Origin of the sequence: Streptomyces yangpuensis (assembly GCF_001005295.1) — a bacterium.
Taxonomy (GTDB): Bacteria; Actinomycetota; Actinomycetes; order Streptomycetales; family Streptomycetaceae; genus Streptomyces; species Streptomyces yangpuensis.
The window spans coordinates 232808-249698 of sequence record NZ_LBMK01000002.1; the positions used below are offsets into that span (position 1 = coordinate 232808).

20 protein-coding genes are annotated in these 16891 nt (G+C 73.1%); 6 read left to right on the forward strand and 14 right to left on the reverse strand.

The genetic code is table 11. From position 1 onward, the window contains the following. Nucleotide 1: 1 nt before the first annotated feature. Nucleotides 2-907, reverse strand: coding sequence for a poly-gamma-glutamate hydrolase family protein (locus tag AAT21_RS06360; protein WP_107081219.1), 906 nt, complete (start codon nt 905-907; stop codon nt 2-4). Between the two features lie 128 nt (nt 908-1035). After that, a complete protein-coding gene (locus AAT21_RS06365) occupies nt 1036-2130 on the reverse strand; it encodes an alpha/beta hydrolase-fold protein (protein ID WP_046775788.1) in 1095 nt (364 codons plus the stop codon). Between the two features lie 93 nt (nt 2131-2223). Between AAT21_RS06365 and AAT21_RS06370 the strand changes: the two genes are divergently transcribed. Continuing rightward, nucleotides 2224-2436: an MbtH family protein gene (locus AAT21_RS06370; protein ID WP_046775789.1), complete on the forward strand. Its 213-nt coding sequence runs from the start codon at nt 2224-2226 to the stop codon at nt 2434-2436. Nucleotides 2437-2819: 383 nt separating this feature from the next. On the opposite strand, the gene AAT21_RS06375 is transcribed toward AAT21_RS06370, so the two are convergent. Continuing rightward, nucleotides 2820-3170 carry an SH3 domain-containing protein gene (locus AAT21_RS06375; RefSeq protein ID WP_157879636.1) on the reverse strand — a complete coding sequence of 117 codons (351 nt, stop codon included), beginning with the start codon at nt 3168-3170 and terminating at the stop codon, nt 2820-2822. Between the two features lie 306 nt (nt 3171-3476). Here AAT21_RS06375 and AAT21_RS35195 point away from each other — a divergent pair, with 306 nt between their 5' ends. After that, nucleotides 3477-3950 (forward strand): SsgA family sporulation/cell division regulator, encoded by a 474-nt coding sequence (locus AAT21_RS35195; protein ID WP_052757670.1) that lies wholly within the window; start codon nt 3477-3479, stop codon nt 3948-3950. A gap of 9 nt (nt 3951-3959) precedes the next feature. On the opposite strand, the gene AAT21_RS06385 is transcribed toward AAT21_RS35195, so the two are convergent. Then, a complete protein-coding gene (locus tag AAT21_RS06385) occupies nt 3960-4337 on the reverse strand; it encodes a helix-turn-helix transcriptional regulator (RefSeq protein ID WP_046775790.1) in 378 nt (125 codons plus the stop codon). A gap of 194 nt (nt 4338-4531) precedes the next feature. Between AAT21_RS06385 and AAT21_RS06390 the strand changes: the two genes are divergently transcribed. Both AAT21_RS06390 and AAT21_RS06395 read left to right on the forward strand, forming a co-directional pair. Further along, nucleotides 4532-5461: a SigB/SigF/SigG family RNA polymerase sigma factor gene (locus AAT21_RS06390; protein WP_046775791.1), complete on the forward strand. Its 930-nt coding sequence runs from the start codon at nt 4532-4534 to the stop codon at nt 5459-5461. 86 nt (nt 5462-5547) lie between these two features. Further along, nucleotides 5548-6642 (forward strand): mechanosensitive ion channel family protein, encoded by a 1095-nt coding sequence (locus AAT21_RS06395; RefSeq protein ID WP_046775792.1) that lies wholly within the window; start codon nt 5548-5550, stop codon nt 6640-6642. Here AAT21_RS06395 and AAT21_RS06400 read toward each other — a convergent pair. The 7 genes from AAT21_RS06400 to AAT21_RS06430 form a co-directional block, all read right to left on the reverse strand. Further along, the gene (locus tag AAT21_RS06400; RefSeq protein WP_046775793.1) at nt 6623-7465 is read right to left on the reverse strand and encodes a class II glutamine amidotransferase; all 843 of its coding nucleotides are present in this window, start codon (nt 7463-7465) and stop codon (nt 6623-6625) included. The two genes, AAT21_RS06395 and AAT21_RS06400, sit on opposite strands and share 20 nt — an antisense overlap. 163 nt (nt 7466-7628) lie before the next feature. Then, entirely contained in the window at nt 7629-7880 is a 252-nt protein-coding gene (locus AAT21_RS06405) for an EF-hand domain-containing protein (protein WP_046777098.1), read from the reverse strand. 168 nt (nt 7881-8048) lie between these two features. Further along, nucleotides 8049-9164 (reverse strand): PI-PLC domain-containing protein, encoded by a 1116-nt coding sequence (locus AAT21_RS06410; RefSeq protein WP_157879637.1) that lies wholly within the window; start codon nt 9162-9164, stop codon nt 8049-8051. A 75-nt stretch (nt 9165-9239) separates the two neighbouring features. Further along, on the reverse strand, nt 9240-9749 hold the full coding sequence (locus AAT21_RS06415) for a hypothetical protein (RefSeq protein WP_235438702.1): 510 nt from the start codon (nt 9747-9749) through the stop codon (nt 9240-9242). Between the two features lie 165 nt (nt 9750-9914). Further along, a complete protein-coding gene (locus AAT21_RS06420; protein ID WP_046775794.1) occupies nt 9915-10874 on the reverse strand; it encodes a DMT family transporter in 960 nt (319 codons plus the stop codon). A gap of 99 nt (nt 10875-10973) precedes the next feature. Further along, a complete protein-coding gene (locus AAT21_RS06425; protein WP_046775795.1) occupies nt 10974-11684 on the reverse strand; it encodes an ArsR/SmtB family transcription factor in 711 nt (236 codons plus the stop codon). 135 nt (nt 11685-11819) lie between these two features. Further along, nucleotides 11820-12332, reverse strand: coding sequence for a hypothetical protein (locus tag AAT21_RS06430; protein WP_046775796.1), 513 nt, complete (start codon nt 12330-12332; stop codon nt 11820-11822). A 137-nt stretch (nt 12333-12469) separates the two neighbouring features. Between AAT21_RS06430 and AAT21_RS06435 the strand changes: the two genes are divergently transcribed. Beyond that, the gene (locus tag AAT21_RS06435) at nt 12470-13381 is read left to right on the forward strand and encodes a class I SAM-dependent methyltransferase (protein ID WP_235438703.1); all 912 of its coding nucleotides are present in this window, start codon (nt 12470-12472) and stop codon (nt 13379-13381) included. On the opposite strand, the gene dacB is transcribed toward AAT21_RS06435, so the two are convergent. Then, the gene (gene dacB, locus AAT21_RS06440) at nt 13373-15016 is read right to left on the reverse strand and encodes a D-alanyl-D-alanine carboxypeptidase/D-alanyl-D-alanine endopeptidase (RefSeq protein WP_046775798.1); all 1644 of its coding nucleotides are present in this window, start codon (nt 15014-15016) and stop codon (nt 13373-13375) included. The genes AAT21_RS06435 and dacB overlap by 9 nt on opposite strands. Nucleotides 15017-15176: 160 nt before the next feature. Here dacB and AAT21_RS06445 point away from each other — a divergent pair, with 160 nt between their 5' ends. Continuing rightward, on the forward strand, nt 15177-15395 hold the full coding sequence (locus tag AAT21_RS06445) for a hypothetical protein (protein ID WP_046775799.1): 219 nt from the start codon (nt 15177-15179) through the stop codon (nt 15393-15395). 90 nt (nt 15396-15485) lie between these two features. On the opposite strand, the gene AAT21_RS06450 is transcribed toward AAT21_RS06445, so the two are convergent. Both AAT21_RS06450 and AAT21_RS06455 read right to left on the reverse strand, forming a co-directional pair. After that, entirely contained in the window at nt 15486-15740 is a 255-nt protein-coding gene (locus tag AAT21_RS06450) for a hypothetical protein (RefSeq protein WP_200904342.1), read from the reverse strand. Continuing rightward, nucleotides 15737-16609, reverse strand: a complete 873-nt coding sequence (locus AAT21_RS06455; RefSeq protein WP_046775800.1) for an isocitrate lyase/PEP mutase family protein — start codon at nt 16607-16609, stop codon at nt 15737-15739. Before AAT21_RS06455 ends, AAT21_RS06450 begins: the two co-directional genes overlap by 4 nt. Nucleotides 16610-16891: the final 282 nt, after the last annotated feature.

Here is a 16891-nt window from a genome sequence, read left to right on the forward strand (position 1 = left end):
GTCAGACCCCGGCGCCGCGGTCGAAGAGGCTCCTGCGGGCGAGCTGCTCGGACTCCATCTGGGCCAGCGCGGACCGGCACGCGTCGGTGAACTTCCAGAAGTCGGTGTTGGTGCTCTGGGCGCGCCTGGTGGGGCTGGTCGCGTTCGGGGCGCCGCCGAAGTCGGCGAACAGGCTCTTGCGGAGGTCGTAGGTGATCTCCAGCTGGCCGCCGCCCTCCCCGGTCAGGGTGCGGTTGCAGATGTTGTCGGGCAGGTCGCCGTTGAGGTGCTCGGGGTCCCCCGTCGCGATGAGGAAGCCCGCCTTGCCCAGCCGGTCGGCGAGGAGGGCGCGCAGGCGGCCGTTGGCACCGCCGACGACGACGCCCTTGGCCCCGGCCGGCAGACCGGCCTGGGTGGCTGTGCAGCCGTGCAGGCTGAGGACGTTGGTGCTGCCCGCGGCCATCGAACGGGCCACCGGGTCGTCGTTGAGCGTCGAGGTGACGTGCAGGTCGCCGTTGCCCGGCACCGCGCCCGGGGCCCGCAGACCCTCGAACATCCAGTAGTCGTGGAGCGGGGCGCCCGCAGCGACGGGTTCGAGCGTGTCGGGCCGGAAACCGGCGATGGCCAGGCACAGTTCGGAGGTGCCCGGTTCGATCCCGCCCCCGTGGATGGCCATGACCGTGCTCAGCCGCGGCCCCGGGGTCGTCGCCCGCTGGGGATCGAACATCTCGTGGCGCTTGAAGCGGCGGGCGTAGTCCACGCCCTCCACGTTCGCGGGGTCGGCGTAGAGCCTGCTGTTGGTGAGGGTGTCGGCGGCGTCGGCGGCGTGCGCCGGGGTGGCGGAGAGGGTGTTCAACAGCGGCGCACCCGCGGCGGCGGCCACGAGGCCCGCGAGCAGGGTACGACGGCTGGCCCGGGACGATGGCATGACGAATCCTTGATCTTGGTCGGAGATCGTGTACGGCCGAATCCTCGGTGATCATCAGCAGATCGCCTAGCGGGTTTCAGGGCGCGACGTCTGCATGGACGTCACTCGGGGGCGGCGGGTGGCCGGCGCTACCCCAGGGCCCAGGCGACGTCCCTGAGGAGGGCGTGGCGCCAGCCCGCGCGGTCGTGGGCCGACGGGGAGCGCGAGACGCGTACGGTCGCGCCGGCCCGGGCGACCAGGGACTCGACCAGGACGCAGTGGGGCAGCATCCGGGTCTCGTGTTCCCCCACGTCGAAGGCGACCCGCAGCCCCGACAGGTCGACGCGCTCGCGCAGCCGCGCCGCGACGGAGCCGCCGAGCGGGCCGCCGAGCGGATCCGGGAGGCCGGGGGCGCCCGGCGCCCACCAGAACGACGGGGACTGGCAGGCGACCCGTGACACCAGGTCCGGGAACTCCAGCGCCGCGTACACCGCGCTCAGGCCGCCGAGGCTCTGCCCGGCGACCACCAGCCCGTCCCGGTCCGCGGGCAGGCCCGTCTCCGCCACCAGCGGCAGGAGTTCGTCCCGTACCGCCTCCCACAGCCCGGGCCGGCACCCGAACTCGGCCTCCCGGTCCCTGGTCGGCAGGAAGACAAGGGTGACGGGCGGCATGTCCCCGGCCTCGACGGCCGCGTCGAACGCCGTCATGGCCGGGTGCAGGTACAGCCAGTCGTCCCCGTCGAGCAGCAGGACCACCGGTCCGCCGCCGCCCGCCGGGTGGACGCGTACGGTGCGCCGTCCCCCGAGCCGTTCACTCGTCCAGCGGATCCGGGTGCGGGGCAGAGGCAGCACCTGGCCGGCGCCGGCGCCGAGGACGGGCCAGTACGGCTGGGCCGGCGCGTCCGGGGTCGCGGCGATGGACCGGTCCCCGCCCGCACCGACCGGGTTGAACGGGTCGGCGAACTCCCCGCCGTCCACCAGGAACCGGTACGTGACCCGCAGCCGCGCGGGCATGCGCACCTGCGCGTACCAGCAGTCCGTGTCGCCCCACCGGTCCAGCGTCACCGGCTCCGACCAGCTCTCGAAGCCGATGCCGGCCGGCGAGCCGCGCCACAGGAACAGGGTCGTCCAGCCGCCGTCCCCCGAGGGGACGGACACGGGTGCTCCGGCCGCCGCCCAGAACGCTTCGGAACCCGGTGCGCCGGGCAGTCCGTACGCGGCGAAGGCGTCCTCGGTCAGACGCATGCGGGTCTCCTTGTGAGCGGCAAGGGGAGGAACTAAGCTCGTTGCGATGAGGCGAGCCTAACCTAATCGTGACGTTCCGGGGAGGCAACAACCGTGACCACCAACCCCTTCGACGACGCCGAGGGCCGCTTCCTCGTCCTGGTGAACGACGAGGGCCAGCACTCGCTCTGGCCGTCCTTCGTCGACGTGCCCGGCGGCTGGACGATCGCCCTCGGCGAGACCAGCCGGGAGGCCTGCCTGGATTTCGTCGAGGCCAACTGGACCGATCTGCGCCCCCGTTCCCTCGCCCGGTCGATGGAAGCCTGACAGTCCCTCCAGCGCACACCGCGCACATCCGCGCCGATCCGATCCGGTACGCATCCGGCGGCACCGGCCGGCCATCTCCGGGGACCCCGCACGATGCTCTGCACCCGGCTGGCCAACGCCCGTTTCCTCACCATGGACCCGGACCATCCCGTCGCCCACGAGGTCCGCGGCTGGGGCTCAGCGCGGTCGTCCAGCCCCACTTCCTGAGCTACTTCGGCGACGACTACGCGGCGATCAGACGACCCGCGCCGCGTCGACGTCTCCCGCATCGGGGACGTCGAGGTGGTGGCGGCGTACGTGGACGGCAGGGAGGCCGGCCGGCCGCCGCCGTGAGACCCGGCCCGGCGGGCGGCGGGACCGTCAGCCGGCCGTCACGAGTGCCGTCAACAGGCGCGGACCGGCTTGTGGTTGTGGACGTAGCGCGCCGAGACCCATCCCTTGGCGTTCTGGAGGCGGTACCAGACGGGGTTGCCGTCCACCCACCCGCCGCGCGCCTGGCAGTTGAGGAGCACGCGCTGGCCCGGGCGGAGCGTCCTGACGACGCCGGAGTACACCGTGGGCTTCTGGCGCACGTGGAGGGGCGCGTCCGAGACCACCTCGCCCACCGGGTACGCGACCCGCGACGCCGCGGCGGCCGGCGCGGCCCCCTGCTGCGGTGCGGCCCAGCCGGCGCCGCCCGTCGGGCCGAGCACCAGGCCGGTCACCAGCGCGCACATCACTACGGACTTCTTCATCCCGGTCCCGTTCTCCGACGACTTCGGTACGGGCATGCCACGACGGACCGTGGCCGGCCGAGAGCGCCCGGTACGACTATCCGCGCGGAGCCGGGGACTTCCGGGCCGACACGTCCGCCGTTCCCCCTGATGGCGGCAGACCTGGCCGTGGCCCCGGCCGGACGTGTGTCCGGATCCGCTGTTTCGGACGCGGACGAGCGAGCAGACGCGAGCCATGGCACCCGGCGCCGTCGGTGCCGCCCCGGCCGGACGGCGAGATCCCGGCCCCGAACCGCCCGCCGCCCCTCCCCGCAGAGACGAGTCGTCATGGACCACCGGCCCCGCGCCCCCGAGCAGCACACGACGCAGCAGCACCCGACGCAGAGCCCGACGGAGCAGAGCCTGACCTGGACGACCCGTATCCACCAGGTGCGGACCCGGCTGCGGTTCCCGCTCCGGGCCACGTTCCACTGGTCGCCCCGCACCCCGCTGGGCGTCGAGGTCACGTTCCACCCGGTCGGCGCGGACACGGTGACCTGGGTGATCGGCCGGGACCTCCTGGCCAGGGGCCTGCGCACCCTGGCCGGAACCGGAGAGGTACGGGTCCGCCCGGCCGACGGACCCGGCCGCGCGGGCCAGGTGGTGCTGCGGCTGGGGGCGGAGGAGCCGTACGCCCTCTTCGTGCTGGACCGGGCGGGCCTCACACGGTGGCTGGAGGAGACGTGGGCGCTGGTTCCGGCCGGCGCCGAGGCGGAGCACCTGGACTGGGAATTCTTCGACCGCCTGCTCGCCGACCGCTGAGCGGCGGCGTCACGGCAGCGGCAGGGCCCCGTCGTCGGGGATGCCGTCCGCGGACTCGGCGGCGGGCGGCGGCGTCGGCGTGGCCAGTGGTCCCGAGAGGTAGGCCAGGAGGCCGGCGATCTCACGGCCGGCCTCCGCCGGGTGGCGGAAGCGCGCCCCGGGCGCGATGGCGTAGCGGTTGCGTCGGCCGTCCCGGGTCCGTGTGAGGTATCCGTCCGTCTGGAGGTCCGTGACGATCCCCTGCACGGTGCGTTCGGTGAGGTCGCAGTCCGCGGCGATGTCGCGCAGCCGGGCCCCCGGGTCGCGCGCGATGGCGACCAGGACCCGGGCGTGGTTCGTCAGGAAGGTCCAGTGGTTCCGGCGGGACCCCGTGTGCTCGTTCTCCACTCCGACATTCTTGAGTGACGACTCGCGAAAAGCAAATCCAGAAAAGTATTTCCGGTATAACTTGACGTCTGTCCGGGGGGCCCGGCAGGGTGCAGGGGAGCGGAAGGGGACTTCCGCCCCGACCGAACGACCGAGCAAGCGACCGAGCAGTCGCGCAACGCGCCGCAAGCCCCTGTGCCCAAGGAGCGAAGACGATGACCATCACGGCCACGACCGAGGCCACGACCTCGACGACGCCCCCCACGACGGCCACCACCCCCACCGGTGGCGCCGCAGCGGCCCCCGCACTCGGCGGGCTCCCCGAGGTGCCCTTCCCGCGGGAACTCTCCACCTGCGATGCCCGGCAGCTGACCAGGGTGTTCTTCGAACGGCTGCGGAGCCTCGAAGAGGGCACCCGTGAGTACCAGTACGTGCGCGGCACGCTGATCGAGATGAACATCTCACTCGTGAACTTCGTCGCCCGCCCGTTCCGCGACCGGCCCGGCGGCCCCGAGAACGAGGACATCGTCCAGGTCGGCATCATCGGCCTGATCAAGGCCATCGACCGGTACGACCCCGAGCGCAACACCCAGTTCACCACACTGGCCGTGCCCTACATCACAGGTGAGATCAAGCGCCACTTCCGGGACACCACCTGGGCCGTGCGTGTCCCGCGCCGGCTCCAGGAGCAGCGTCTGCTGCTGGCGAGGGCGACGGAGGAGCTGACCTCCGAGACCGACCACGCCCCCACTCCGGCGGAACTCGCCACCCACCTCGGCCTCACCGAGGACGAGGTCCGCGAGGGCCTGGTCGCCGCCAACGGCTACTCCTCCCAGTCCCTCGACGCGCCCCAGGCCGACGCCGGCGGCAGCGGCACCACCCCCGCGAACGGACAGCCCGCACGCTCCCTGGCCGAGACCGTCGGCGGCCTCGACCCCGCCCTGGCGGCCGTCGAGGACCGGCAGGCCCTCGCACCGCTGCTCGCCGGCCTGGACGAGCGCAGCACCCGCATCCTTCAGCTCCGCTTCGGCCAGGAGATGACCCAGGCGGAGATCGGCGAGGAGGTCGGGCTCTCCCAGATGCACGTCTCGCGCCTGCTCGCCCGCACGCTGGAGAACCTGCGCGAGGAGCTGCTGCACGACTGACCCGCGGTCCGAGGACCTCTGGGAGCCGGGCGCCGCCGTGCGCCCGGCCGCCCCGACCCGTTCCCGAGACCTGACACCGGGGAGTCATGAACAGTTTCGTCCGACTGCTGGCCGTCCTGGGCGGCTCCGCCGTGCTCACCCTCGTCGTGGGCCGCCTCACCGACCTGCTGCTGCGGCGGGCCGACGCCCGTCATCCCGAGACACCGCTGTGGAACATGCTGCGGCGCTGCGGACCGTCGCTGCGCGTGCTGCTGTTCACCGCGATGCTGCGCGGGGCGTACCGCCAGATCGCCTGGCAGCCGCTGCGCGACCACGAGGCCGCCGTGGGCCAAACCCTGACGCTCGTACTGATCGGGGCGGGCGCCTGGTGCGTCGTCGGCGTCGCCTCCGCCGTGGTCGAATCCTCCTACGCCCGCTACGCGCTGGGCACGCGCGACCCCTCACGCGTGCGCCGCGTCCGTACCCAGGTGACGCTCATCAGGAGGATCGTCACCGCCGTCGTCGCGGTGGTCGCGGCGGCCGCGATGCTCCTCACCTTCCCCGCCTTCCGGGCAGTCGGCACGTCCGTACTGGCCTCGGCGGGCATCATCGGCATCGTCGCGGGTGTGGCGGCCCAGTCCACCCTCGGCAATGTCTTCGCCGGCTTCCAGATCGCCTTCGGCGACATGGTGCGCATCGGCGACACCGTCGTCGTCGACGGGGAGTGGGGCGTGGTCGAGGAGGTGACCCTCACCCTGGTCGCCGTGCGCACCTGGGACGAGCGCCGGATCACCATGCCCGTCTCGTACTTCACCTCGCGGCCCTTCGAGAACTGGTCGCGCGGCGGCATCCAGATGACCGGCACGGTGTTCGTCCACTGCGACCACACGGCCCCCGTCGCCCTCATGCGCGAGAAGCTGAAGGAGATCCTCGACGGCTGCGAGGCCTGGGACGGCCGGGGCTGGGACCTGGCCGTCACCGAGGCCACGCCCACCACCATCGTGGTACGGGCGATCGTCACCGCCAAGGACCCGGACCTGCTGTGGACCGCCCGTTGCGAGGTCCGCGAGCAACTGGTGGCCTGGCTGGCCGAGAAGCACCCGTACGCCCTGCCGCGTGTCGCCACGGCCGCCGCCGTGCCCCCGCCCCGGGCGGAGGCCCGCGCGGAGGCCCGTACGGACGTCAGGCCGCCAGCGGGGTGAACGGGTACAGCCCGTCCGCGCCCGCCCGTACCACGCCGTAGCTGCTCTCCGGCACCTCGTTCCACGCGCCCGGCAGGTCCCCGAGCGGCTCGGACACCACCAGGCGGGTCTCGTCGGACACCTCCTGGAGGAATCGGATGTCGGGGTGCAGCCTGCGCAGCGAGTCCACCCGGCTGCTGTAGAACAGCGACCGGGAGGTGCCCTGGCTGGAGTAGCGGAAGGCCCACACGCCGGTCCCGTCGGTGACGGCCACCGTCATCTGCATGGGGAACTCCACGCCGTGCTCGTGGCCGACCCGCTCCACCACGCCCACCATCCGGGCGACCGCGGCCGGCGGGTCCTCCTCCAGACCGAAGGTGAGCGCCAGATAGAACATGACCTCGGAGTCCGTCGTGCCCTCGATCTCCCCGAACAGCGCGGGGTCGACGAGGAGCGCGAGGTCCCTGCGCATCGCGTGGAAGCCGGAGATGGCCCCGTTGTGCATCCACATCCAGCGGCCGTGCCGGAACGGGTGACAGTTCGTCTGCTGCACGGCCGTGCCCGTCGACGCCCGGATGTGGGCGAAGAAGACGGGGGAGGTGACATGGTCCGCGAGCTCCCGCAGGTTGCGGTTGTTCCAGGCGGGCCCCACGTCCTTCATCAGGGCGGGCGTGCCGTCGCCGCTGGCGCCGTCCGGATACCAGCCGATGCCGAAGCCGTCGCCGTTGGTCGTCTCCACGCCCAGCTTCGAGTGGAGGCTCTGGTCGATCAGTGAGTGGGCGGGTCTGTACAGGATGGTGTCGAGCAGCACGGGGGTTCCCGAATACGCCAGCCACCGGCACATGAGCGATCACCTGACTCGTCCGCCCCGTGCGGGTTGACCGTGCCGCGGGCCGGCCGGGGCCGTAACCGCCCGCATGGGCGCCCCGTCGCCCATGTCATTCTCCCGCCGCCCGACGGGCGCCGCACCCGGGGCGCCGCGGCCGCCCGCCCGGACGGTGCGGCCGCTACCAGCCGAAACGGCGGTCGACCACGGCCGCGAACTCCTCGAAGCTCAGCACCCGGTCTCCGTTCTGGTCCGCCGCGTCGAACAGCGCCGAGGAGTCCTCGGCGTCCCCCACGCCCCAGAAGGGAATCGCCCCCTGCGCGGCGAGGGTCGGTCCCTTCGAGCGCAGGGCGCCGATGACCTCGGCGCGGGTCAGGGTGCCGTCCTGGTCGAGGTCGAGGGCGTCGAACAGCCGCCGGGCCTTCTCACTCATCACATGTCCTCTCCGCGGTGCACGCGCCGTCCGGGCCGGCGGGTCCTGCCAGGAAGGACGCGACGCGCCCCCACGAGGTTGCCTCCGGCCCCGGATCCGCGCGCCGCGATGACGACCGGGGTCCGGGCGGCTGCGCTGCTCCCTCGTCACCAGTGCGCGAGGTCCGCTCTACGGCAGGGCCTGACGCCGCGTGTTGAGCTCGGCGACGATCGACGCGGGGGAGTGGCCGCTGCTGTCGGACAGGCGGTGGAAGTCGACCGAGACGAAGTTCGGGTCGCGGCCCCCGGCCGCGGGCCGGCACTGCTCGGCGATGCGGTTGCGCAGCTTCGCGCCGTTGTCCAGGGCCGCCGTCATCACGGTGGGCACGTTGCGGTGGTGGCTCATGGTGAACAGGCGCCGGAAACCGGGCTCCTGCCGGTCCAGGGGCACGTCCGACCAGCGGCTGACGCACGTCAGGTCGTTGCCCAGGTCCCCGAGGCTCCAGAAGTTGCTCACCGTCCAGGACCTGTCGTACATGACGCCCAGGTTCTCGCGGTCGGACCGGTCGGAGAAGATCAGCAGCCGCTTGCCGGAGGTCACGAGGTCGGCGACCTTCGGCCATCCGTTCTGCCGTACACCCCACTCGTCGGGCCGGAAGACCATGTCGGACAGCCCCCGGACCCGGCCGAGGGACTGCCGCAGCTGCTCGGCGCTCACGTAGTCCTCCAGGAAGACCGTCACGACCTCCTGGGGGTGGGCGGCGAGGAAGTCCACCACGGTCTGCATCGTGCCGTGGAAGGACTGGCGCGGCAGGGCGTACGTGGCACCGGCGAAGGTCTTGCAGTCGCCGTGGCACAGGTACACGTCGCTGGGGTAGCAGTCGCTGCCGAAGCTGATGACGCACAGCCAGGTGCTGCGCTCGTACCAATGGGTGTCCAGGCTCAGGCCTCGGACGCCGCCCTCTAGCTGGGCGCGCACCGATTCGGACTGGCTCACCGAACTCCAGCGTGAGTCCTGGTAGTTGGTGAAGGCGTTGTGGGTGGTCAGGAAGGAGACCTCGTCCAGGCGCCGGTCGCCCCAGCGGGCGTCCGCCGCGGCGTCTGCCGCGGCGGACGGTGTGCCGGCGGGCGTGCCGGACGGCGCGGCTGCGGGTGGGCGGGCGGCGGTGGCGGAGGCGGTGGTCGCGGTCCCCAGCAGCGCCAGCAGGAGCAGGCACACCAGGGTGCGGAGGGTGTGTCCGCTTCGAGGCGCACGGCGCGGACGGCCGCGGACCGGCCCCGCTTGTTTCATGTCCATGTCAACCATGGCGGGAGGGTAGCGCGCGGCCCGCCGCCCCGTCCCCCCTCCGGACACGGACGGCCGGCCGGCGCCCGCGGCGGTTCAGTAGCGCAGGGCCGTCCCGGTCTGCGCCGTCACGGTGCCGGACAGCTTGTGTGTGCTGCGGGCCGTACCCTGCCCGGTGCCCTTTCCTGCGACGTCGGAGACCGTCACCACCACGGTGTCGACGAGGCTGCCGCTCTCGTCCTTGAACTCGACCTGCACCGCGAAGGACTTGGTGGCGTCGTCGGTGTTCCGTACGGTCACGGGAACCGTCGTGTACCCGTCGGTGGCGGTGGTCACGGTGCCCAGAGTCACCTGGTCCTTGGCGTCGACGCCGTTCTTGACGTCGGCGAGCTTGTCCTTCGCGACGGCGGCCGCGGACTCGGCGGCCTTCGCGGCCTCGGAGGCGGCCGACGAGACGGCCTCGCCGGCCGACCTCACCGCCGAAGCGGCGCTGGAGACGGCCCCGGACGGGTTGCCGTCGCCGCCCGAGCAGGCCGCGGCGCCGAGCGCCACCGCCGACAGCACCGCACCTGCCGCACCACGCATCCACGCGACCTTCGCCACCACGCCTCCAAGGGTGTTCCGGGTCTCCCAGTCAACGGCCCGGCGGCCCGGATGCCCACTGCACGGGGCATCCGGGTGAGGCGCGGCGGGCGGCCCGGGGGCGTGCGCCGTCAAGGTCGTCCCGCGGCGGTCAGGCGCTGCTCGCGGACGCGCCGACCGTGAGGATCCTCATGTGCGGGTGCCTTTCGCGTGAGCGGGGGGAGTGCCGTCCACGGGAGTCCGCGGGTTTCGAGGGGCGGGCGGCGCGTACCGGGAGACCGCCACGCCGGCCAGGCACAGCACCCCGCCGAGGAGCGTCAGCCAGCCCGGTACCTCGGCCAGCAGGGCCCAGCTCAGCAGGACGACGATGGCCGGGACCGCGTACGTTGTCGCACCGAGCCGGCCGGCGGGCATCCGCGCCAGCGCGTACGTCCACGTGGTGAAGGCCAGGGCGGTGGGGACCACGCCCAGGTAGACCATGTTCAAGGTCGCCGACAGCGGCGCCCGGGGCAGTTCGTCGAGCAGCCGGCCGGTGAAGGGCAGGCAGACCACGGCGCCCGTCATGCAGCTGTACGCCGTGATCTGGAGGGGCGTTGCGTAGGAGAGGGCGGGCTTCTGCGCGATGACACCGGTCGCGTAGGCCACCGCCGCGAGCAGACAGAGGGCGACGCCGAGGAGCGAGGTCGAGCCGCCGTCCCCGGACGACATCGACAGGCCCACGACCACCGCGCCGGCGAAGGAGACGGCCATACCCGCCAGCAGGCGCGGCGGGAGCGCCTCGCCCAGCAGGCGGGCCGCGAGCAACGCCATGAGGATGGGCCCGGTGTTCACGAGCAGGGCGGCCGTGCCGGCGTCGACCAGCCGCTCACCCCAGTTCAGCGCGACCGTGTAGCCGCAGAACCACACGACACCGGAGACCAGGATCCCCCGCCAGGCCTCACGGGGCGGCAGGCCCTGCCGGCGGACCAGAAGCAGGACACCCAGCACCAGCGAGGCGGCCAGCAGACGGCCCAGGGCCAGCGCGCCCGGGGAGTACGCGGCGCCCGCGCTGCGGATGGAGACGAAGGCGGAGGCCCAGGCGAACACCGTGAAGGTGACGGCGCCGACCGTGAGCAGGCCGGGCGGGATCGGATTCGAGCGGAGGGTCATGCCGCCACTCTACGGTCGCAACATTTCGGCGTCGACCGAAATGTTGTTCCGGGCTCCGGCGTGGAGAGACAGCCCTGAGCGAACCGCGACGCGGACGCCTCAGGCCCAGGCCTGCGCGCTGAGGCCCAGCAGATCCCCGAAGGCCCGCTCGCCCGCCGCCGTGACCTCCAGCGCGCGCCCGCCGCCCGGCGGGCGCACCACCCATCCCTCCTCCAGCGACCGAGCGCACAGCCGCGCCCCGGCCAGGCCGCCCAGATGGCGGCGCCGCTCGGTCCAGTCCAGGCAGGAGCTCGCCGCCGCCCGCCTGCGCCCCCCGCCGTCGAGGCCGATACCGGCCTCGGCGCACCAGAGCCGGCCCGCCTCCGTCAGTTCGAACACGCCGTCCGTACGCAGCAGGCCGCGCCGCTCCATCGCGTCGGTCACCGCCATGCCCAGCCGGCCGGCGAAGTGGTCGTAGCAGGTACGGGCCCGGGCCAGCGGATCCGGTGCGCCGACCACCGGTACGGCGTGCGGGGCATCCCGGTCCGGGACCGCGTGGGCGGCGAGCTCGTCGAGCAGGCGGGCGGTCGCCGCGTCGGCGACGCGCACGTAGCTGTGGCGGCCCTGGCGCTCGGTCACGCAGATCCCGGCATCGAGCAGCCGGGTCAGGTGGCCGGAGACGGTGGAGGGCGCCACGCCGGTGATCCGGGCCAGCTCGCCGGCGGTCCAGGCGCGCCCCTCCAGGAGCGTCATGCAGATCGCGGCCCGCGTCTCGTCGGCCAGAGCGGCGGCGAAGGCCGCCAGACGGGCCGCGGGGGCCGGGGCGTCCATAGGGCCCGGGACGTCCATGGGGCCCGTGGGGTCCGCCGGGGCCGGGGTGCTCGCGGGAGGCCCGGGATGCAGCTCGTTCATACGTCCAGGATGCCCCATCGCTTCGGTATGCGGCGAACGGTTCGCCATGCCCGCTCAGTGGCCCGCCGCGGCCTTCACCAGGGCCACGGCCAGGCCGATCGCCGCGTCGAGCGCGCCCGCGAGCAGGGCGACGGCCACACCGCTGCCCATGCGGACGCTGCCGTACCAGCCCCACCCGAAGAGGCCGGCGACACTCACACCGGCCGATGCGTACAGGGCCGTGCGCAGGTCCATCACCCCCAGGGCGGACGAGGCGATGAGGATCAGCGGGCCGATGGCGGACAGCAGCAGCGGACTGCCGATCCACAGCATGTGCCGCAGCTCGGCTCCGGTGGCGAGCCGTCCGTGGACCACCCGGTGGGCCACCTGGTCGGAGACGAGGGACGCCAGCCACAGTCCGACGGCGGCGGTCAGCACCGTGGCCGCGGCCCCGGCGGCGGTGGCGTGCTCCGACGCGACCAGGCCGATCACCACGGAGATCATGGTGATCGTGGCGTAGAGCCGCTCCTTCAGCCGGGCCGCGGCGCCCGCCGCCACATCGGCGGGTGTGCCGGCGGTGTGATCCATACGGTCAGCCTAGGACGCCGCAGCCCGCGGGGCGGGACCGCCGAGGGCCGGGCGTGCCCTCTGTCGTGACGGGGTTTCACCGACCACACTGATGGCCCAGGGGCGCAACGCCCCCGTCCCGAGGAGGTGGTGGCGTGGTGCCGGAAGACCCTGTGGAAACCCCCGCGGCGAACCCTGTGGAACCCCCCGCGGAAGAACCCGCGGGACAGCCTGCTCCGTTCGTACGGCCCCAGGTGTGGGAGACGTACGGACCGGCCGATCTCGCCGCCGTGCCGGTGTTCGCCGGAGGGTTCATCAACTTCGGCTACTGGCACCGCGTCGACCTCGACGGGCCGCTGTCGCAGGACGACCGGATCCGCAGCGAGCAGGACCTCTACCGGCACGTGCTCGACGCCGTCGCCCCCGACGGCGGCCGGGCCGTGGAGGTCGGCTGCGGCCTCGGCCTCGGATGCGCCCTGGCCCTCGACGAGTACGGACCCGCAAGCATCACCGGGGTGGACATCCACCCCCAGCAGCTCCGGCGGGCCCGCGAAGCGAACTCCCCGCTCCTCGCCGCCCGGCCGCAGCAGCTGCGCTTCCTGCTCGGGGCGGCCGAGAGCCTGCCGCTGGGCGACGCGGAGTTCGACTGCCTCTACAGCGTCGAGGCCGTCCAGCACTTCCCGGACCTGCCGGCGTTCGCCCGCGAGGCGGCGCGGGTCCTGCGCCCGGGCGGCCGGGTGGCTGTCGCCGGCTTCTTCACCGTCGACGGCGCGCCCGCGCCCGAGGAGCGGCTCGCGGAGCTGTTGGAGACGTTCGCCAGCGGACTCGACATCGCCCGGCCCGTCTCCCGGCTGGCGGACGCCCTGGCCGACGCGGGCTTCGCCGACGTGCGGGCGGATTCGATCGGTCCGCAGGTCTGGCCCGGCTGGGACCGCTGGCTCGCCCGCCTCTGGGCGCCCGGCACCTGGCCGCGGAACTTCATGGCCGCCTGGGAGCAGCGGATCCTGGACTACTACCTGATCACCGCCAGGACCGGGCCGCACGGGCCCGGTGACGGATCGTCAGGGTGACGGCGGGGCCTCCTGGAGGTAGGCGGCGATCATGGCGAGGTCGTTGGCGATGGCCACGACGTCCTGGGTGTTCGGGCCAGGGGTGGAGGCGCCGTTGACCCCCGCGTAGAAGGTGTCGAAACGGCCGTCGCCCCGGTCCAGGTACCCGGCGATGGTGATCGCTCCGACGGCCAGCCGGTCGTTGAGCGAGTCCCCGCCGACCGCCGCCCCGGTCTTGGCGAACACCTTTCCGCGGGCCGGGCAGTCACGGCAGTTCTCCGCCAGCAGCCCGTCGACGCCGAGGACGGGCAGGGACTCGCGGAAGAGCTTCGCGTCGGGGGCGCGCTGCCAGTACGCCAGCATCTGCACCAGCACCTCGGGCGTGGCCCGGTCGGCGGGGTTGCCGCCCCGGCCGTCCATCAGCTGGAGCTGTCCGCGCTCGACGCCCGCCTCGTCCAGGAAGTCGGCGAGCACCGGGAAGCCGTCCTCGCACTGGCGGCTGCCGGTCGAGACGGCCATCAGGCAGATGCCCAGGTTGGCGCCCAGATTGTGGCTGACCTTGAGGATCAGCTTCGCGTACTGGGCGTAGGGAGGCGAGGTGTATGCGGCCACCCGCGGCCGGCCGTCGTAGTCGCGGGGCAGCCGGCCGACCGGATTGGGGCCCGTCGGGTCCGCGGTGACCCGGACCCCGGCCCGTTCCAGTGCCTCGATCAGAGCGGTGCGCCCGAAGGCGGCGGGGTCGGTGACGGGGGAGGTACGCAGCAGGGGCTCGGCGTCCGCCGCGATCGTGCCCGACAGCCGGATGCGGGTGCCGCCGTCGGTGGCCGTCACCGTGATGTCGGTCGGCCCGCCGGCCGCGACCGTCCGCACCGTGGAAGAGACCTGGTACGGGGCGACCTTCGGCCGCCAGTCCAGCCGGGCGGCGGTGCCCGCGCGGTCCCCGGGGGTGGTCATCAGGTCGATCAGGTTGTCGTTGATGATCAGCGGCGTGGGGGTCGGGTCGAGGACGGGATCGGGGGCGAACAGCCGGCTGTCCACGATCACTTCCCCGTCCACGCGGGTGATGCCGGAGGCGCGGACCTGGCGGGCGAGCTCGTCGATCCCGGCGAGGGGGTTCTCCGGGGTCAGGGTCGCCCCCGTGAAGTCGTTGGCGTAGGTGTGGTCGAGGTCCGTGTACGCGACCGTGCCGTCGGGGCGGGTCCTGCCGCCCATGGTGAGGTCGCCCTGCGCGACGAGGTCGAGGTCGCCGGTCAGGGTGGCGCCCCTGCGCTCACCGACCGCGTAGACCGGGGTCACGAAGCGGTGTTCGGAGCCGAGGGTGTGCCACGGACCCGAGACGCTGACCAGCTTGGCGGTCGACCCGGGGATGAAGAACTGCTCGGGGAACATGCTGTGCACCACGCGCCCGCCGTCCGGTCCGGTCTGCAGCAGACCCCACTGGGCGTTGCGGTACTCCGGCTTGCGCATGATCTCCGTGATGCGCGGGTCGAGCCCGCCGGCGGGGGAGGGCGTGGGAGTGGCGGAGGGCGGCGGAGCGGGCGTCGGGGCCGGGGCCGCGCCGGTGGCCGTACCGGAGGCCAGCGCCACGAACAGCAGCGCGGCGCAGGTGGCGGCCAGGCCGCGGCGCAGCGGGGCGGTGGGGTACCAACCGTTCACAGCGCGCTCCGTTCGTCGCGGCTGCCTTCCCCGAGTGCTGCAACCAGCGTGGCACGGCCGGTTCGAGGGTGCATGTGGTTCGGGGGGTGCATGTCACCACCGGCCGCACCCACCCAGGTCATACGGGGTGACTCCCGCCGGACAAGATCGTTCCCAGGGCATGCGACAGAACGTACGAACCGCCGCCCTCGCCCTGGCCCTCGCGGGCTCTGCCCTCACGGCCGCCACCGCCGCCCACGCCGCGGTGCCCACCGCCGGCCCGGCCGCGACCACCCTGGCGTCGGCACCGGCCGACGGCCCCGTCGGCGAACTCTCGGACGACCTGACCGACGACCTCGGCGACGTCGCCGGGGAACTCGGCCTGACCGGCGAGGACTGAGGCCGGCCGGACACCACCACCACGCACGTACCGGCCGGCCCCGCCTGAGCGGGCCGGCCGGTACGTTTCTGTCGCCTCCTCGTCCGGTCCTCAGCCGTTCCCGTCGCCGGGGCGTACCGCGTCGACGAGGGTGGCGAGCACCTCGACGGCGCTGCCGTCGTGGTCACTGCCCGCCGTCCCGCTCCCGCTCTGGAGGTTGGCCGTGCGGTCGACCTCGACGACGGAGTCGGAGTGCGAATTGTCGATGACGGTGATCAGGCTGCCGCTCGCGGCGGCCGGCGCCGCGCCGCCACCGATGAGAGCCACCGCGAGCGCGGCCGCGGCCCGGATGCGCGCGCCGGTCACACCTTCACGCTCTCACGCGCCACCGGTACGGGGTGGTGGCGCGAGATGTTCTTGGTCAGCAGCCTCGTGGACTCGCCGACCCCGACCTCCGCGCCCCCGTCGGCCGCGGGCAGCCGCCCGTCGGCGAGCCGCAGTTCGGCGAGGGCGGTGTCCATCGCCTTGTGCGCGGCGAACAGGCACGGGGTGCTGTAGATGGCCAGGTCGACACCGAGGTCGGTCAGCTCGGTGAGCGAGAGCCGCGGTGACTTGCCGCCGGCGATCTGGTTGAACAGCAGCGGCTTGCTGCCGACGGCCTCGCGGATCCGCTCGATCCACTCCACACTGCGGACCCCGTCGACCAGGACGACGTCCGCGTCGGTCGCCGCCAGGGCCTGCGCGCGGTGGATGATGTCGGCCTCCTCCGTCGCGTCGGTCCGGGCCACGACGACCAGGTCCTTGCGGGTCGCCAGCACCATCTCCAGCTTCTCCAGGTACTCCGTCAGCGGCAGCACCTGCTTGCCGTCGGCGTGACCGCAGCGCCGCGGGCGCTTCTGGTCCTCCAGGATCACGCCGGAGGCACCCATCCGTTCCAGGCCCTCCACGACGTGGCAGGCCACTTCGGGGTCGACGTAGCCGTCGTCGATGTCGACGAGCAGGTGGTGACGGGGGAAGGCGCCGCGCAGTCGCTGGACGAAGGCCACCATGTCGGGCCAGGCGATGAATCCGATGTCGGGCAGCCCGTAGTAGGAGGCGGCGAACCCGAATCCGGAGACGAACATCCCGTCGTAGTGCGCGGCCGCCACCGAGGCCGAGTACATGTCGTACACCCCGATGAGCGGCGTGGTGCCCGGCTCGGCGATCTGTTCCCGCAGCTTGTTCCCGTAAGTCATCGTTCGGTTCCTCCGAGGAGCGCATCGGTACAGGAAGGGCAGAGAGCCGCGCCACCAGGGCTCTTTACCTAAAACAGATCCTTCCTTGGTGAAGAGCGGAACTTTCGCGGATGAAGCCTTTACTCACCCCCACGGCGTAGCCGGTTCACCACAGAAACGTCACTGGAAGCAAGCCCGGGCCCCCGGCGGGCAGCGGTCAGCCGTGCAGACCGAGGGGGACCCGGCCGGGGATGCGGGTCCGGGGACGGGCCGACCGTGAGCCTGCTCCACCGGACGTGGTCG

Coding starts and splice junctions, on each gene's coding strand:
- AAT21_RS06360 (WP_107081219.1), bottom strand. CDS start 907: ATGCCATCGTCCCGGGCCAGCCGTCGTACCCTGCTCGCGGGCCTCGTG.
- AAT21_RS06365 (WP_046775788.1), bottom strand. CDS start 2,130: ATGCGTCTGACCGAGGACGCCTTCGCCGCGTACGGACTGCCCGGCGCA.
- AAT21_RS06375 (WP_157879636.1), bottom strand. CDS start 3,170: ATGAAGAAGTCCGTAGTGATGTGCGCGCTGGTGACCGGCCTGGTGCTC.
- AAT21_RS35195 (WP_052757670.1), top strand. CDS start 3,477: ATGGACCACCGGCCCCGCGCCCCCGAGCAGCACACGACGCAGCAGCAC.
- AAT21_RS06390 (WP_046775791.1), top strand. CDS start 4,532: ATGACCATCACGGCCACGACCGAGGCCACGACCTCGACGACGCCCCCC.
- AAT21_RS06395 (WP_046775792.1), top strand. CDS start 5,548: ATGAACAGTTTCGTCCGACTGCTGGCCGTCCTGGGCGGCTCCGCCGTG.
- AAT21_RS06400 (WP_046775793.1), bottom strand. CDS start 7,465: ATGTGCCGGTGGCTGGCGTATTCGGGAACCCCCGTGCTGCTCGACACC.
- AAT21_RS06405 (WP_046777098.1), bottom strand. CDS start 7,880: ATGAGTGAGAAGGCCCGGCGGCTGTTCGACGCCCTCGACCTCGACCAG.
- AAT21_RS06410 (WP_157879637.1), bottom strand. CDS start 9,164: ATGGTTGACATGGACATGAAACAAGCGGGGCCGGTCCGCGGCCGTCCG.
- AAT21_RS06420 (WP_046775794.1), bottom strand. CDS start 10,874: ATGACCCTCCGCTCGAATCCGATCCCGCCCGGCCTGCTCACGGTCGGC.
- AAT21_RS06425 (WP_046775795.1), bottom strand. CDS start 11,684: ATGGACGCCCCGGCCCCCGCGGCCCGTCTGGCGGCCTTCGCCGCCGCT.
- AAT21_RS06430 (WP_046775796.1), bottom strand. CDS start 12,332: ATGGATCACACCGCCGGCACACCCGCCGATGTGGCGGCGGGCGCCGCG.
- AAT21_RS06445 (WP_046775799.1), top strand. CDS start 15,177: ATGCGACAGAACGTACGAACCGCCGCCCTCGCCCTGGCCCTCGCGGGC.
- AAT21_RS06455 (WP_046775800.1), bottom strand. CDS start 16,609: ATGACTTACGGGAACAAGCTGCGGGAACAGATCGCCGAGCCGGGCACC.